This is a genomic window from Kaistella yananensis, from assembly GCF_026107505.2.
GTDB lineage: Bacteria > Bacteroidota > Bacteroidia > Flavobacteriales > Weeksellaceae > Kaistella > Kaistella yananensis.
This window is the reverse complement of the sequence record NZ_JAPCHZ010000002.1, coordinates 337,475-352,879: the sequence shown is the minus strand read 5'-3', so window position 1 is coordinate 352,879 and position 15,405 is coordinate 337,475. Positions and strand designations below refer to the sequence as shown.

Below are 15,405 nucleotides of genomic sequence, written 5' to 3'. Positions count from 1 at the left end.
ATGTATCACAATCCGGTTTTGCTGAAGAAAAGTGTTGATGATTTGGTAACGAATCCTGACGGAATTTACGTTGATGTTACTTTCGGTGGTGGTGGGCATTCCCGGGAAATCCTGAAAAGACTTTCACCGAAAGGCAGACTTTTCAGTTTTGACCAGGATCTGGACGCACTTAAAAACACTATTGAAGACGAAAGATTTACCCTCATCAATCAGAATTTCAGGTTTTTAGAAAATTCTCTACTGATTTATGGTATTAATAAGGTAGACGGAATTCTGGCAGATTTAGGCGTATCGTCCCATCAGTTTGATGAAGCAGAACGCGGTTTTTCTACAAGAAGCAATGCACCGCTGGATATGCGGATGAATGTGATGCAGGTTCTGGACGCCAAAAAAATCATTAACGAATACGAAGAAGAACAGCTCGCCAATATTTTTTACTATTACGGCGACTTACGGGAATCCAGAAAACTGGCGCGCGAAATTGTGCACCACAGAAAAATAAAACCTATTGAAACCACAGAGGATCTGAAAAAACTCTTTAGCTACATCCCGGCATTCAAACAGAATAAGTTTTTCGCTCAGGTGTTTCAGGCCATCCGAATTGAAGTAAATCAGGAGTTGGAGGTGCTAAAAGAAATGCTCCTTCAGGCATATAAAATATTGAAACCCGAAGGCAGACTGGTCGTAATCTCATATCATTCTCTGGAAGACAGACTGGTAAAGCGTTTTCTGAAGAACGGCATTTTCGAGGGTGAACCCGAACGCGATATCTACGGAAATTATTCAAAAGCATTTAATCTGCTTCAGAGCAAGGCAGTTGTGCCGGATCACGCAGAAATAGAAGAAAATTCCCGTGCAAGAAGTGCAAAAATGCGAGTTGGAATAAAAATATAAATTAAAGATGAGTGAGCGCATTCATCAGATCAATGGCAAAAAAACAAACATACCGCCCCCAGAAAAAATTAACCTTTATTGACATCATAAAGGGGAATTTTCTGAACCGTGATGAAGTAAAAATTCATTACCGGTACTTTCTGCTGGTTTTTCTGCTTTTGATGATTATGATTTACAGTAACCATTTGGTGAGTAAAAAAATTGAATTGGTAAATGAATTAAAAGAACAGACCGAAGAATATAAGTCGAGAAACGCATACGCACAAAGCCGGTTGATTAAAGTAAAACTGGAATCGGAACTGGGCAAGGAAATGGTGGAAGATTCCCTTTTATCTCTGGAAAACCACCCACACAAATTATTGATAAAATTAGACAGTACAGATGGCAGTACTCAATGAATTCGAAAATAAGCGCTCAAAAACTTTGAGATGGGGCTACCTTTTTGCCGGGGCAGCCTTCATCCTTTTTGTGGTGTTTTTAGGCCGGATTCTTATTCTTCAAAACACTAATGTTCAGGAAATTAAAGACGATTACATCAGTAAAAACTACCGTGAAGCGACTTTGAAAGCTGCGCGCGGAAACCTTTATGCTGCCGACGGTTCCATTCTCGCCACTACGGTAATGCGTTACGATGTTTTTCTCGATTTCAAAACAATAAAAGATACAGTTTACTCCAACAACATTGGCGCACTTACCGATTCTCTTTCTAAAATGTTCGGAAAGCCGCGAAGTTATTTCAGAGACCGCCTCGATCAGCAGAAAAAAGCAAACAACCAATATTATTCTTTGGTAAAAGGTCTCGATTTCGATGAGTACGACCGAATCCGTAAGTTTCCGATTTTCAAAAAAGGAAAAAACCGCGGTGGATTTATCGTTGACCGGAATTTTAAACGAGAACTCGCCACAACGCAGATCGGCGCCGGGACTATTGGAATGGATAACGGCGTTACAAAATCTGGTTTGGAAGGCGCCTTCTCCAAATACATGACAGGAGTCAACGGAACCCGCCTGGAGCAGCGTGTAAACTCCAGCCAGTGGAAACCCATTGATTACTGGAAAGTTAAGGAACCAGTAGACGGCCAGGATGTTTACACCACGATCGATTTACGCATTCAGGATATTGCGCATTCAGCACTCGAAAAGCAACTCATCAATTTCGATGCAGACCACGGTTCTGTATTGGTAATGGAAGTCGCTACAGGCAAAGTGAAAGCAATGGTCAACCTAAAGCGTACCGAACCCGGAATATATGTGGATTCCTATAATTACGCACTTAAAGACGCCACAGAACCTGGTTCAACCTTCAAAACGGTGTCTCTGTTAGCCGCAATGGATGATGGTTTTATTGATGAAAACACCACAGTAAATGTTGGAAATGGCGTGTGGACGTATGCCAAGCAGAGAATTTCCGACGGACATGGCGGTGGAGTTTATGAAATCGCCGATGTTCTGGCAAAATCCAGCAACGTAGGATCAGCGAAACTCATTACCCAATATTACGCCGATAAACCACAGGTTTTTCTGGATCACTTAAAGAGATGGAAAATGTTCGAAAAAATGGAGATTGAGCTTCCCGGAATCACCAAACCTTTCATTGTAACCCCAGAAAACAAAAGATGGAACGCTGCGACACTGGCTTCACTTTCTTATGGATACTCCTCACGATTCAATCTGCTGCAGCTTACCACATTCTATAACGGAATCGCCAACAAAGGTAAAATGCTGAAACCGCTTTTCATTGATAAAATCATGAAAGACGGGCAGATTCTGTATTCCGCTCAACCAGAAGTTATGGTTAAAAAAATGGCTTCTGAAAAAGCAATTACAATGATGACCAACGCGCTGACTAAAGCCGTTGAAAAAGGTACGGCAAGAAGTATTTTTACCCCGAACCTGAAAATGGCCGGAAAAACGGGAACCGCAAGATTCGAGTACTGGAAACCAGGTCCCGCAAAATATCAGGCGAGCTTTGCCGGATTCTACCCTTCCGATAATCCGAAATATACTTGCATTGTGATGGTTAATCAGCCAGATAAATCTAAAAGTTATTACGGATCAACTGTAGCCGCGCCGGTTTTTAAAGAAATTGCAGGAAAAACCTTCCTGAAAACGCCGCAAAATATTGAAAGAGAAATGCTGGTTGACAAAAAAGTTGATCTCAGCAAAATGGTAGAACGAACCGAAAAAATCGCTGTCACAGGTAAACAGATGCCGAAAGTGGTAGGACTCATCGGGAAAAACGTAATTCCCCAACTTGAAAACCAAGGCTATAGAGTTGATTACAAAGGCGTTGGACGCATTAAAGAACAGTTTCCGCTGGAAGGCACCACGATTAAGAAAAACCAAAGAATTTACCTGAGTTTACAGAATTAAAAAAATTGGAACAGGCTGCACTGCTTGTCCCTGAAATATAAAATGAATCTAGAAGCATTATTGAACAGAATCCCAGTACTTGAAATTTCCGGACGTAAAAACCCGGAGATTTCGGAAATCATTTTCGACAGCCGTAAAGCTGTGGAAGATTCACTGTATGTGGCTGTGAGAGGAACGGTTTCCGACGGACATTCTTTTATTGATGCGGCCATCGCAAAAGGTGCCATAGCGATTGTTTGCGAAGTTCTGCCAGAGAATCTTTATCCAGAAATCACTTACATTCAGGTGAAAGATGCTTCGAAAACTTTGGGTCAGCTGGCTTCAAATTTTTACGGAAATCCTTCAGAAAAACTCAGTTTAATTGGAATTACAGGCACGAACGGGAAAACTTCGGTTACTACCCTTTTGTTCGATATTTTCAAGAATTTAGGATTTAAATCTGCTTTAATTTCGACGGTTGAATACCGAATTGCAGACGAAATCATTCCGTCAACGCACACCACGCCCGATGTTGTACGCTTAAATCAATTGCTGGCAAAAGCTGTTGAAATGAGCTGTGAATATGCCTTTATGGAAGTTTCTTCGCACGGAATTCACCAGAACAGAACTGAAGGTCTGAATTTTAAAATTGCTGGATTTACCAATATTTCTCACGATCATTTAGACTATCATAAAACCTTCAGCGAATACCTCAAAACCAAAAAAAGGTTTTTTGATGAACTGAATCCGGAAGCCATTGCCATCACCAACATTGATGACAAAAACGGAACTGTGATGCTTCAGAATACAAAAGCAACGCAAAAAACTTACGCGTTGAAGACCATGGCAAATTACCACGGCAGAATTCTGGAAGCAGATTTCAATGGGATGCTGTTGAATTTTGGCGGTAGAGAATTCTGGACCACCTTGACCGGGAAATTCAATGTTTACAACCTGCTCCTGGCTTATGCAGTTGCCATCGAAAGCGGTTTTCATGAAGAAGATATACTGAAAGCCATCTCAACGCTGAAAAAAGTAAAGGGACGTTTCGAAACCCTGAAATCCGACAGCGGAATTTTCTTTGTTATCGACTATGCGCACACGCCCGACGCACTCGAAAATATTTTAGATTCCATCAACGATATCCGCACAAAAAACGAAAGACTTATTACGATTTTCGGCTGTGGCGGTGACCGTGATCATGCAAAACGTCCCGAAATGGGCAAAATTGCAACAAGAAAATCAACGCTGGCCATCATCACAAGCGATAATCCAAGAACTGAAGATCCGGCGGCAATTATCAAAGAAATTGAAGCAGGTGTGGAACCGCAGAATTTCAGCAAATACACCTCGATTCCCGACCGTAAAGAAGCCATAAAAATGGCGATTAAATTTGCGGAACCGAGAGACATCATCCTTCTTGCCGGAAAAGGGCACGAAGATTATCAGGAAATCAATGGCGTAAAACATCATTTTGATGATAAAGAAACCATTATGGAACTCGCAAAATTAATGTCGAAATAATTTGCGAGAATTAAATTATTAACCGAAAACCAAAGAAAATGTTATACTATCTCTACGAATATTTTACCAGCATCGGGGTTCACGTTCCGGGACTCGGTATGTTCAGATTTATTTCTTTCCGTGCAGGAATGGCGGTTTTGCTGTCACTAATTATCGCTTTGGTTTACGGAAAAAAAATCATCAATTACCTCCGCAAACAGCAGATGGGGGAACTGGTTCGTGATCTGGGTTTAGAAGGACAGAAGCAAAAAGAAGGCACGCCAACAATGGGAGGGCTCATCATCATTCTGGCTACTCTGATTCCGGTTTTGCTCTTCACCAAAATAATGAACATTTACATTCTATTACTCATCGTTTCGGTGGTGTGGATGGGCGTTATAGGTTTCATTGATGATTATCTGAAGAAAATAAAGAAAAATAAAGATGGCTTAAGCGGAAAATTCAAAGTGATCGGGCAGGTTGGTTTGGGATTGATCGTGGGAGTGCTCATGTATTTTCATCCCGATGTTACGGTAAAAAGAAAATATGCTGACGCCAAAGAAATCAACCGTAATAACATCGAAAAAAACTTCATGCCCACGGAAAAAGCTACCGTTTCCACAGTACCTTTCGTTAAAAATAATGAATTCGACTACAGCGGAATACTCTTCTGGATGAGTCCTGAAGATGCCCACGAATGGGCCTGGATCGTATTTATTCCAATGGTAATTTTCATAGTAACTGCGGTTTCCAACGGCGCCAATATTACAGATGGCATCGATGGACTTGCTGCGGGAACAAGTGTCGTCATCCTGCTTACACTGGCCTTTTTTGCCTACATTTCCGGGAATATTATTTTTGCAGACTACCTCAATATTATGTTCCTCCCGAATATGGGTGAAGCTACCATTTTCGCTCTGGCCCTCGTGGGTGCGGTGATTGGTTTTTTCTGGTACAATACCTATCCGGCTCAGGTATTTATGGGCGACACAGGCAGTTTAATGCTGGGCGGCATAATTGCTGTTTTAGCCATTATCCTGAGAAAAGAGCTTATGATCCCAGTGCTATGCGGTATTTTCGTTGTCGAAAATATTTCTGTGATGCTTCAGGTGGCAGTTTTCAAATACAGAAAAAGAAAATATGGGCTCGAGTATGCCCAGAATAACAGACTTTTCAAAATGTCGCCCCTCCACCATCATTACCAAAAAGAAGGTTATCACGAGAGCAAAATCGTGAACCGAATGATCATTATCGGGGTTCTATTTGCGATTATCTGTTTAATTACTTTAAAAGTGAGATAGTGACAGGGTGACTTGTCAATAAAAAACAAAAAAATGAAAATAGTTGTTTTAGGAGGCGGAGAAAGCGGCTTTGGTGCAGCATACTTAGCGAAGAAAAAAGGCTTGGAGGTTTTTCTTTCAGACAAAGGTCTGATTAAGGAAGACTACAAAAAGCTTTTGCTCGATGCCGGCATTGAATATGAAGAAGGAAAGCACGATGAAGATAGAATTCTTGCAGCCAACTGGATCATAAAATCACCGGGAATTCCTAAAAAAGCTGAGATCATTTCGAAAATCAACAAAAAAGGAATCCGGCTTTCCTCTGAAATTGAATTTGCTTCTGAATTTACTGATGCCAAAATCATCGCAATTACCGGAAGCAACGGCAAAACAACAACAACGTCTCTGATTTACCATATTCTGAAAAATGACGATTTAAAAGTTGGACTTGGAGGAAATATTGGTAAAAGTTTTGCAAAACAGGTTGCTGATGAAAATTTTGATTATTACGTTCTGGAAGTAAGTTCTTTTCAGCTCGACGATATCCAGAATTTCAGGCCTTATATTTCCCTGTTGTTGAATTTGAGTCAGGATCACCTGGATCAGTACAATTACAATTACGAAGAATACGCTTTGGCAAAATTCAGAATTGCTGAGAATCAGGAGAATGATAATTTCTTCATCTATAACAAAGATGATGAAATGAGCATGAATCTTCTCGAAAAACTCGAGATAAAAGCCAAAATGATTCCTTTTTCACTGAAAGAAAAACTCAAAGAAGGCGGTTATCTCACCGAAGATAAAATGGTGGTAAAACTTCACGATGAATTTTCAATGAAAATCGATGAATTGGCATTGGTAGGAAACCATAATGTTGCCAACAGCTTGGCAGCTTCAATCGCTGGTAAAATACTTAAAATAAGCAATGAGAGCATCCGGAATTCCTTAACCACATTCCAGGCAGTAGAACACCGGTTGGAGCAGGTAGCCGAAATTAACGGCGTAAGGTTTATCAACGACAGCAAAGCTACCAATGTAAATGCGACCTATTATGCGTTGGAAAGCATGAAACAGCCTACCGTATGGATTGTTGGTGGTACAGATAAAGGAAACGACTACACCGAAATCGAAGATCTGGTAAAACGCAAGGTAAAAGCAATTGTCTGTTTAGGGCTCGACAACCAAAAAATCATCGATTTTTTCAAAGAAAAGAAAGAATTAATCTACAGTACATCCAGCATGGAAGACGCTGTGAAAACAGCAAAATCTCTTTCAAAAAGCGGCGACACCGTATTGCTTTCACCATGTTGTGCAAGTTTCGATTTATTCGAAAATTATGAAGACCGCGGAAATAAATTTAAAAAAGAAGTTTTAAAATAACACCCAAAACGGGCCGTACAAATGCAGGAAACAGAAAACAAATTCGAATTATTGAAAGGCGACAAAGTCCTTTGGAGCGTAATCTTACTGATTTCGTTCTTTTCGGTGTTCCCTGTCTATTCCGCAAGTTCGAATCTGGAATATATTGTAAACAGCGGCACCACGACTTCGCATTTAATTAAGCACACATTCTTTGTAGTGCTGGGTCTGGCGATCATGCGTGGCGTTGGAGTAGTAAAATACGAACACATCGGTAAACTGAGCAGTATTTTATTGGCCATCATGATTCTCCTGCTTGGATTAACGATGTTTGCAGGCCAAACTATTGATGGTGCTTCAGCCTCACGTTGGCTGAAAATCCCTGGTACGCCGATTTCCTTCCAGCCGTCGTCGTTTGCTTATCTGTTGCTTATCATTTACCTGTGCAGATATTTAACCAAAAAAATTAAAAGAGAGCGCCACACCTGGGAAAATATTCTATTTATTTTCGGGCCGGTTCTTCTCGTATTTGGCTTGGTAGCAAAGGATAACGGATCTACAGCTTTAATGATCCTCATCGTTTCACTGGCGGTAATGCTTATAGGGCAGCTCAGTAAAAAATACATTTTCGGATTTGTCGGAATCGCTTCACTGGCTATTGGGATTTTCATGTTTGTCGCACTGAAAACTGATTTGATTGAGAACAACAGGGTACATACCTGGATGAGCCGTGTAGAAGTTTTCATGAATTCCAAAAAGGAAAATCAGCTGGAAAACGAAATCGACAAAGCCAAAAATTATCAGGTAATGCAAGCGAAAGCCGCCATCGTTCACGGTGGAATTGCAGGAATGGGACCTGGAAAAAGTGCACTGAAGCAAATGCTGCCACAATCTGCCTCCGACTTTATTTTTGCGATTATTGTTGAGGAATATGGATTTATCGGCGCTTTGGTACTTATTTCACTCTATCTCATCATGATCATCAGAATCGTGATGATTGCCAGTAAAATGCCGGCGTTTTTCGGCAGTTTACTTGTGCTGAGCCTTGGCATCATGATTTTTGTGCAGTTATCGGTAAACATTGCAGTCGCAGTAAACCTGATTCCGGTGACTGGGCAGCCTTTGCCGTTGATTAGTTATGGTGGAACATCGATGCTGGTGACCTACCTTCAGTTAGGGATTATTTTAAATGTAAGCTCCAGAATACAGGTATATGATGAAGAAGGAATGGGCAAAAAACAGGATATCGAAGAGATCAATGATATCGCATAAAATTACGGTTTTAAAAAGATGAACAGAAAGTTAAAAGTTTTAATGAGCGGCGGCGGAACAGGTGGACACATCTTCCCGGCCATCGCTATTGCCGATGAAATCAGAAAAAGATTTCCGGATGCTGAATTTCTGTTTATCGGAGCCAACGGAAAAATGGAAATGGAAAAAGTTCCACAGGCGGGCTATAAAATCACAGGTTTAAATATCGCAGGATTCGACAGAGGCAATCTTATTAAAAATATCGGCTTGCCGCTCAAAGTTGTTTCCAGTCTGGCAAAAGCAAGGAAAACAGTTAAAGAATTCAAACCAGATTTTACAGTAGGAACCGGCGGTTTTGCAAGCGGACCTGCATTATTTATGGCCTCTGCACTGGGCGTTCCCATTTTTGTGCAGGAACAGAATTCGCTTCCAGGAAAGACCAATACTTTTCTGGCAAAGCGTGCGAAAGCAGTATTCACAGCATATCCGAATATGGAGAAATTTTTCCACGGAACGAAAACATATTTTCTGGGAAATCCCATCCGTAAAAATATTATTACCGATTTAATTGAAAGTGATGCCGCCAAAGAAAAATCAGGTTTAGAAAAAAATAAACTCACCATCCTTTCCGTAGGCGGTTCCTTAGGCTCCCGAACGCTGAATAACGCGTGGAAAGAACATTTAGATGAAATCATAGAAAAAGATTATCAGTTGATCTGGCAAACCGGAAAAAACGATTACCAAAATATCTTAGCCGAAACAGAATCCAAACAGAACAGAAACATTCAGATTATTGAGTTTATTAAAAACATGGAGCTTGCCTATTCTGCAGCAGATATTATCGTGTCAAGAGCCGGCGCCATTGCAATCTCTGAACTGGCAGTTGCAAAAAAACCGGTGCTTCTGGTTCCATTTCCTTTTGCGGCGGAAGATCATCAAACTAAAAATGCGATGACTCTGGTAGAAAAAAATGCAGCCAGAATGGTGAAAGACACAGAAATGAAGGAGAAATTCTGGCCTACACTCATGGAAATCTGCGAAAGCGAAAACCTGAGGAAGGAAATGTCAGCAAACCTGGATTTCTTCGCGAAACCCAATGCAGCGCAGGAAATTGTAACTGAAACCTTATCCACTTTAAACATCAAATTCTAAGCGAGATGAAAGCTTTATCAACATATCAAAACTTCTACTTTGTAGGCATCGGCGGCATCGGAATGAGCGCTTTGGCGCGTTATTTCAATGCATCCGGAAGAAAAGTGATGGGTTACGATAAAACCGCGACAAAAATTACGTCTGCTTTAATCTCAGAAGGAATTGATATTATTTTTGAAGATGTTGTTTCTGAGGAAACTAAGCATTTAAATCCGGAAAATACGCTCGTAATTTTCACACCGGCCATTAAAAAGCTCGAAATTTTGAACCATTTCAACGGTCATGGATTCACGGTGCTGAAGAGAGCGAAAGTTCTGGGTTTAATTACTGAAAATACCGCGTGTATCGCCGTTGCAGGAACGCACGGAAAAACCACAACCTCTTCCTTAGTAGCGCATCTCTGTAAAGAAGCCAATCTTTCGTTTTCAGCTTTTTTAGGTGGAATTGCAGAGAATTTCAAATCAAATTTCCTATACAACGGAAGTGACATATCGGTTGTTGAAGCCGACGAATACGACAGAAGTTTCCTCAACCTTTCTCCGGACTGGGCGGTAATTACTTCAACAGACGCTGATCATCTTGATATTTATGGTGATAAAGCGACGATTGAACAGGGATTTAAAGATTTTGCAACTCTGGTTCCGGCAGATAATCAGCTTTTTGTAAGAAAAGGAATCAATATCGGCAGAAATGCCAAAAGCTATGCGGTGAATGAGGAAGCTGATTATTATTCCGACAATATCCGCGAAATCGGCGATAAAATATATTTCGATTTTCACACGCCAACCGAAGAGATTAATGATTTCGAATGGGAAATTCCGGGAATTCACAATGTAGAAAACGCGACGGTTGCTATTGCGATCCTTCATAATTTAGGCGTTGATTTCGAAACTTTAAAACAGGGAATTGCCAATTTTAAAGGAATTAAAAGACGGTATACCAAACACCGTTTCGAAAACGGAAAAATTTATATCGACGATTACGCGCATCATCCCACAGAACTCAACGCGGTAATTGGTTCCATCAAAACCTTTTACCCGGAGAAAAAACTTTTGGTGGTTTTCCAGCCGCATCTCTTCAGCAGAACTCGAGATTTTGCGGATGGTTTTGCAGAAAGTTTAGATAAAGCTGATGAACTTATTCTGCTGGATATATATCCGGCGCGGGAATTACAGGAAAATTTTGAAGGAGTGACCTCATCCTGGCTGTCGGAAAAAATAAATTTGGAAACTCGCGAAGTTTCGAATTTAGAAGATGCTTTCAGCAGGATTAAAGAAAAAAATTTCGATGTTTTATTAACAGTAGGAGCCGGAAATATCGACACTTTATACGACGGAATTGTAGAATGGCTTTCGGGCAAATAAAAAAATAGTTTAGAATTAAACAGTGAAAAACAAATTCAGAATATTAAAAATATTAATAACAGTAATCATTTTCGGATTTCTGCTTAGTTTTTCGTTGAAAAGATTCAATAATAAATCCATGGAAAAAGTTTCGGTTAATCTGATCCAAACCAAACATCCGGTTTATTTTATTGATGAAAAAGACATCAGGGAAATCGTAAAGAAATCGAATCCTGAAAAACGAATAGGCGACATCAACATCCCGGAATTAGAGAAAAAACTCAACCAGTTACCGGCGGTTGACAGTGCCAATGTATATTTGAATTTGAACGGCAACCTGCATCTGGATATTAAGCAGAGAGTCCCCGCGTTCCGGCTGAACAAAAACGGAAATGACTTTTATGTGGACGGAAAGGGAACAGAATTTCCAATCTCCAAAAATTATTCGTTCCCCTGCATGTTGGTTACCGGCGACGTTGATAAATCTGAATATATAAAACTGGCTGAACTGGTCGACAAAATCGACCGCGACGAATTCAGTAAAAAATATTTCATCGGCATTTCCAAAGAAAAAGAAAATTATAATTTACTTACCAGCCAGGGAAATTATAAGGTAGAAATAGGTAATCTGGAAAATATAAATCTGAAGGTTAAAGGTTTTAAAACCTTCGTGGAGAAACACCTTGTTTATCAGGAACCGGAGAAATACACAAAGATATCGGTAAAGTACGATAACCAGATCGTTACCACGCTGAATCCGTATTTCAAAGAAAACGACAGTATGATGAAGGTGGGCAGCAAAGAATTGGCGAAAGCGCCTTCAGCAGCAAATTCAATTAAAAAAGAATCTCTGCAGCCTGCCGCCAAAAAACCGGAAACAAAACCAAAGGAGAAGCCTAAAGTCAGCGTTTCAAAACCCAAAACAGAAGTAAAAACAACGGCAAAGAAAGAGACTTCCAAGCCTAAAACTGCCACTTCGAAATCGGCTGCAAAGCCCAAAACAAAAGTTAAAATAGAGTAAAAAATCAAATCGACATATCAATGAAAAATCACGAGTATTCAGTAGGCCTCGACATCGGAACCACAAAGATTGTGGCGATTGTCGGTAGAAGAAATGCCCACGGTAAAATTGAGATTCTCGGCGTTGGAAAGGCGAAAAGCCTGGGCGTTCATAAAGGAATTGTGAACAATATTTCCCAGACCATACAGTCCATCAAAACTGCCGTAGCCGAGGCGCAAGCCAGTTCAGGCGTAGCTATTCACAAAGTTACAGTTGGTATTGCCGGCAAACACATCCGGTCATTACAGCATTCAGATTATATCATGAGGGATAATCCCGATCAGTATATCACGGAAGACGATATCGAAAAACTGAAAGAACAGGTTAAAAAACTGGTAATGCTTCCGGGTGAGGAAATTATTCACGTTCTTCCCCAGGAATATAAGGTTGATTCTGAGGGAGAAATCCAGGAACCCATCGGCATGCACGGCAAACGTCTGGAAGCCAACTTCCACGTTGTTGTTGGCCAAATGGGAAGCATCAGAAATATCGCAAGATGCGTTCGTGAAGCTGGCCTGGAAATGGAATCCTTAACCCTCGAACCTCTCGCTTCTTCCGAATCTGTATTGACTAAAGAAGAAAAAGAAGCGGGTGTGGCTATTGTAGACATTGGCGGTGGAACTACTGATATCGCAATCTTCAAAGACAATATCATTCGTCATACCTGTGTAATTCCTTACGGAGGCGGAATTATTACCGATGATATTAAAGAAGGCTGTTCAATCATCGAAAAACATGCAGAACAACTGAAAGTAAAATTCGGCTCTGCAATGCCGGAAATGGAAAAAGACAGCACATTCGTTACCATTCCTGGGCTTCACGGCAGACCTGATAAGGAGATTTCGCTGAAAACTTTGGCGCATGTAGTAAATGCGAGGGTTGAGGAAATCTTAGAAATGGTAAATACCGAACTGAAAGCTTATGGCGCTTTTGAGCAGAAGAAAAAACTCATCGCAGGCATCGTTTTAACAGGTGGCGGCTCCAACCTTAAAAACCTTAGACAACTCGCAAACTATACCACAGGTTTCGACAGCCGTATCGGGTTTTCTAATGAATATGTGGCCAACGACAAAAACCAGTTTCTTAAAGGTCCGGAATACGCAACTTCCATAGGTCTTTTAATGGAAAGTTTAAAAATCCGCGATAAGAAATACAGCCCTGAACAGCCGAAACCGGAAGAAGTTGTTAATGAAGTCCCTGCAAAAGACGAAACTTCAGCACAAATTACCGAAACTCCTGAATTCAGAACAGAAGAACAGGTGATTGCAGAGTCTGGAGAAAAAAGACGCAACAAGCTCACCATCGGTCAAAAAATTATGGAAAGCGTAAAAAAATTCTTTGAAGAAGTTGAATAACTAAAAAATACAAATACTATGGAAAATATGAACACACCAGGATTCTCATTTGATTTGCCAAAGGGAAATTCATCAATTATAAAGGTTATCGGAGTTGGCGGCGGCGGAAACAACGCATTGAAACACATGTACGAAAGAGGGATTCACGGGGTAGATTTTGTAATCTGCAACACCGATTCCCAGACTTTGGATAACAACCCGGTTGCCAACAAAGTTCAGCTTGGGGTAACCATTACTGAAGGTTTGGGCGCGGGAGCAGATCCTGAAGTAGGTGAAAAAGCAGCGATTGAAAGCATTGAAGACATTAAAGCTTCAATGGGACAAAACACGAAAATGGTTTTCATTACCGCCGGAATGGGTGGTGGAACCGGTACAGGTGCGGCTCCTGTAATTGCAAAAGTGGCGAAAGACATGGGAATTCTAACTGTAGGAATCGTTACCGTACCTTTTAGTTTTGAAGGAAAAAGAAGACTGGAGCAAGCCGATTTAGGTTTAGAAAAACTTAGAAATAACGTGGATTCCCTTATCGTTATCAACAACGATAAACTGCGCCAGCAGTACGGAAATCTTGGTTTCAAATCAGGATTCTCCAAAGCCGACGAAGTGTTGACCAACGCTGCAAAAGGAATGGCAGAAGTAATTACAGGTTATTTCGATGTAAACATCGACTTCCGTGACGCTAAATCCGTCCTGCAGAATTCAGGAACAGCATTAATGTCAAACGGTATTGCTTCCGGCGAAAACAAAGCCGAAGAAGCCGTGAAAAAAGCCCTCGATTCTCCGTTGTTGAACGATAACAAAATTACAGGCGCGAAAAATGTTCTTCTCTTGATCAGAAGTGGCTCCGAAGAAGTAACCATGGACGAAATCGGCGTAATTATGGATCATATTCAGAAAGAAGCAGGTAATACCGCTGATATTATTTTCGGGGTAGGAACCGACGAGGAATTGGGCGATGCAGTAAGCGTTCTTGTTATCGCAACAGGATTTGCTAAAGATCACCAGAAACATTCAGGCACTTCAGAAAAAATTAAATTTTCTCTTACCGATACCATGGCGGCGCCTTCAAAACCAGAATCTCCTTTCAAACAAAAAGCTGAAAAAGAAGAGATTACAAGAGAAGATTTTACCAGAAAGAGCCTTTTCGTTTTAGATGATGAAGACGATTTCCAGACGCCACAGTTCTCTGCAAAATCTGCCGAGAAAAAAACCGCCGTTGAAAATGATACGGCCACCGAAATGCGTTTCTTCGACCTGAATGAAGAATCCAAACCAGATCAGACTTTCAACATCAACGAGCCACAGGAACTGGATTTATTTTCTTTCGAAGATCAGTATGAAGTGACCGAATCCGTTTCTTTCAAATTTGAAACTGAAGATACACCGACCGAAAAAGCACCTGAAACCAACAACACTTCATTTACTGAAGAAAAACCAATGGAATTCAGTTTTTTCGTAAACGAACCGATTGAGGAGCCGAAAGTTGAGACACCACAACCTAAAGCAGAAATCAAGGAACAGCCGGTTCAGAAAACCGAAATTAAGGTGCAGCAAACCATAGAAGAGCCACAGCAGACTACAAAATTGGAAACTTCTGATGATTTTACCTTCATCAGTAAAGTCGCTCCGAATGATAAAATTATTGAAAGAAGAAACAAACTCCGGGAATTCAACTCCAGATACCAGACGACAGAATCTGAAAACGATTTTGAAACAGTTCCGGCCTTCCGCAGAAAAAATATTACCATTGAAAACGGTAATGCTTCTGAACAGAAAATAAATAACTTTCTTGCAGAAAACAACGGTAGAATGCAGGTTCGCGAAAACAGATTTCTAAACAAAGACGTAGATTAATT

Annotated in this window: 12 protein-coding genes; all 12 read left to right on the top strand. The window is 40.7% G+C overall.

What is annotated here, in order from left to right:
- The 12 genes from rsmH to ftsZ all read left to right on the top strand — a co-directional run bounded on the left by rsmH (position 1) and on the right by ftsZ (position 15,403).
- Complete coding sequence (rsmH, locus tag OK344_RS05865) at positions 1-894, top strand: 16S rRNA (cytosine(1402)-N(4))-methyltransferase RsmH (protein WP_265143902.1); 894 nt, start codon at positions 1-3, stop codon at positions 892-894.
- Between the two features lie 32 nt (positions 895-926).
- Positions 927-1,292, top strand: a complete 366-nt coding sequence (locus tag OK344_RS05860) for an FtsL-like putative cell division protein (protein WP_265144113.1) — start codon at positions 927-929, stop codon at positions 1,290-1,292.
- On the top strand, positions 1,276-3,267 hold the full coding sequence (locus OK344_RS05855; protein WP_265143901.1) for a penicillin-binding transpeptidase domain-containing protein: 1,992 nt from the start codon (positions 1,276-1,278) through the stop codon (positions 3,265-3,267). Before OK344_RS05860 ends, OK344_RS05855 begins: the two co-directional genes overlap by 17 nt.
- Before the next feature lie 42 nt (positions 3,268-3,309).
- The gene (locus OK344_RS05850) at positions 3,310-4,770 is read left to right on the top strand and encodes a UDP-N-acetylmuramoyl-L-alanyl-D-glutamate--2,6-diaminopimelate ligase (protein ID WP_265143900.1); all 1,461 of its coding nucleotides are present in this window, start codon (positions 3,310-3,312) and stop codon (positions 4,768-4,770) included.
- Between the two features lie 38 nt (positions 4,771-4,808).
- Positions 4,809-6,050, top strand: coding sequence for a phospho-N-acetylmuramoyl-pentapeptide-transferase (mraY, locus tag OK344_RS05845; protein WP_088468436.1), 1,242 nt, complete (start codon positions 4,809-4,811; stop codon positions 6,048-6,050).
- Positions 6,051-6,083: 33 nt separating this feature from the next.
- Positions 6,084-7,409 (top strand): UDP-N-acetylmuramoyl-L-alanine--D-glutamate ligase, encoded by a 1,326-nt coding sequence (murD, locus tag OK344_RS05840; protein ID WP_265143898.1) that lies wholly within the window; start codon positions 6,084-6,086, stop codon positions 7,407-7,409.
- Between the two features lie 21 nt (positions 7,410-7,430).
- Positions 7,431-8,660 carry an FtsW/RodA/SpoVE family cell cycle protein gene (locus tag OK344_RS05835; protein WP_265143897.1) on the top strand — a complete coding sequence of 410 codons (1,230 nt, stop codon included), beginning with the start codon at positions 7,431-7,433 and terminating at the stop codon, positions 8,658-8,660.
- A gap of 18 nt (positions 8,661-8,678) precedes the next feature.
- Complete coding sequence (gene murG / locus OK344_RS05830) at positions 8,679-9,791, top strand: undecaprenyldiphospho-muramoylpentapeptide beta-N-acetylglucosaminyltransferase (RefSeq protein WP_265143896.1); 1,113 nt, start codon at positions 8,679-8,681, stop codon at positions 9,789-9,791.
- Between the two features lie 5 nt (positions 9,792-9,796).
- Positions 9,797-11,155, top strand: a complete 1,359-nt coding sequence (gene murC, locus OK344_RS05825; RefSeq protein WP_265143895.1) for a UDP-N-acetylmuramate--L-alanine ligase — start codon at positions 9,797-9,799, stop codon at positions 11,153-11,155.
- A gap of 118 nt (positions 11,156-11,273) precedes the next feature.
- Positions 11,274-12,155 (top strand): cell division protein FtsQ/DivIB, encoded by an 882-nt coding sequence (locus OK344_RS05820; RefSeq protein ID WP_265143894.1) that lies wholly within the window; start codon positions 11,274-11,276, stop codon positions 12,153-12,155.
- A gap of 20 nt (positions 12,156-12,175) precedes the next feature.
- Complete coding sequence (gene ftsA, locus OK344_RS05815) at positions 12,176-13,549, top strand: cell division protein FtsA (RefSeq protein ID WP_265143893.1); 1,374 nt, start codon at positions 12,176-12,178, stop codon at positions 13,547-13,549.
- Positions 13,550-13,567: 18 nt separating this feature from the next.
- Positions 13,568-15,403 (top strand): cell division protein FtsZ, encoded by a 1,836-nt coding sequence (ftsZ, locus tag OK344_RS05810; RefSeq protein ID WP_265143892.1) that lies wholly within the window; start codon positions 13,568-13,570, stop codon positions 15,401-15,403.
- The last annotated feature ends 2 nt before the right edge of the window (positions 15,404-15,405 follow it).

What these genes read in the sequence shown, in the direction of transcription:
- rsmH (WP_265143902.1), top strand. Translation starts at nt 1, where the DNA reads ATGTATCACAATCCGGTTTTGCTGAAGAAAAGTGTTGATGATTTGGTA.
- OK344_RS05860 (WP_265144113.1), top strand. Translation starts at nt 927, where the DNA reads ATGGCAAAAAAACAAACATACCGCCCCCAGAAAAAATTAACCTTTATT.
- OK344_RS05855 (WP_265143901.1), top strand. Translation starts at nt 1,276, where the DNA reads ATGGCAGTACTCAATGAATTCGAAAATAAGCGCTCAAAAACTTTGAGA.
- OK344_RS05850 (WP_265143900.1), top strand. Translation starts at nt 3,310, where the DNA reads ATGAATCTAGAAGCATTATTGAACAGAATCCCAGTACTTGAAATTTCC.
- mraY (WP_088468436.1), top strand. Translation starts at nt 4,809, where the DNA reads ATGTTATACTATCTCTACGAATATTTTACCAGCATCGGGGTTCACGTT.
- murD (WP_265143898.1), top strand. Translation starts at nt 6,084, where the DNA reads ATGAAAATAGTTGTTTTAGGAGGCGGAGAAAGCGGCTTTGGTGCAGCA.
- OK344_RS05835 (WP_265143897.1), top strand. Translation starts at nt 7,431, where the DNA reads ATGCAGGAAACAGAAAACAAATTCGAATTATTGAAAGGCGACAAAGTC.
- murG (WP_265143896.1), top strand. Translation starts at nt 8,679, where the DNA reads ATGAACAGAAAGTTAAAAGTTTTAATGAGCGGCGGCGGAACAGGTGGA.
- murC (WP_265143895.1), top strand. Translation starts at nt 9,797, where the DNA reads ATGAAAGCTTTATCAACATATCAAAACTTCTACTTTGTAGGCATCGGC.
- OK344_RS05820 (WP_265143894.1), top strand. Translation starts at nt 11,274, where the DNA reads ATGGAAAAAGTTTCGGTTAATCTGATCCAAACCAAACATCCGGTTTAT.
- ftsA (WP_265143893.1), top strand. Translation starts at nt 12,176, where the DNA reads ATGAAAAATCACGAGTATTCAGTAGGCCTCGACATCGGAACCACAAAG.
- ftsZ (WP_265143892.1), top strand. Translation starts at nt 13,568, where the DNA reads ATGGAAAATATGAACACACCAGGATTCTCATTTGATTTGCCAAAGGGA.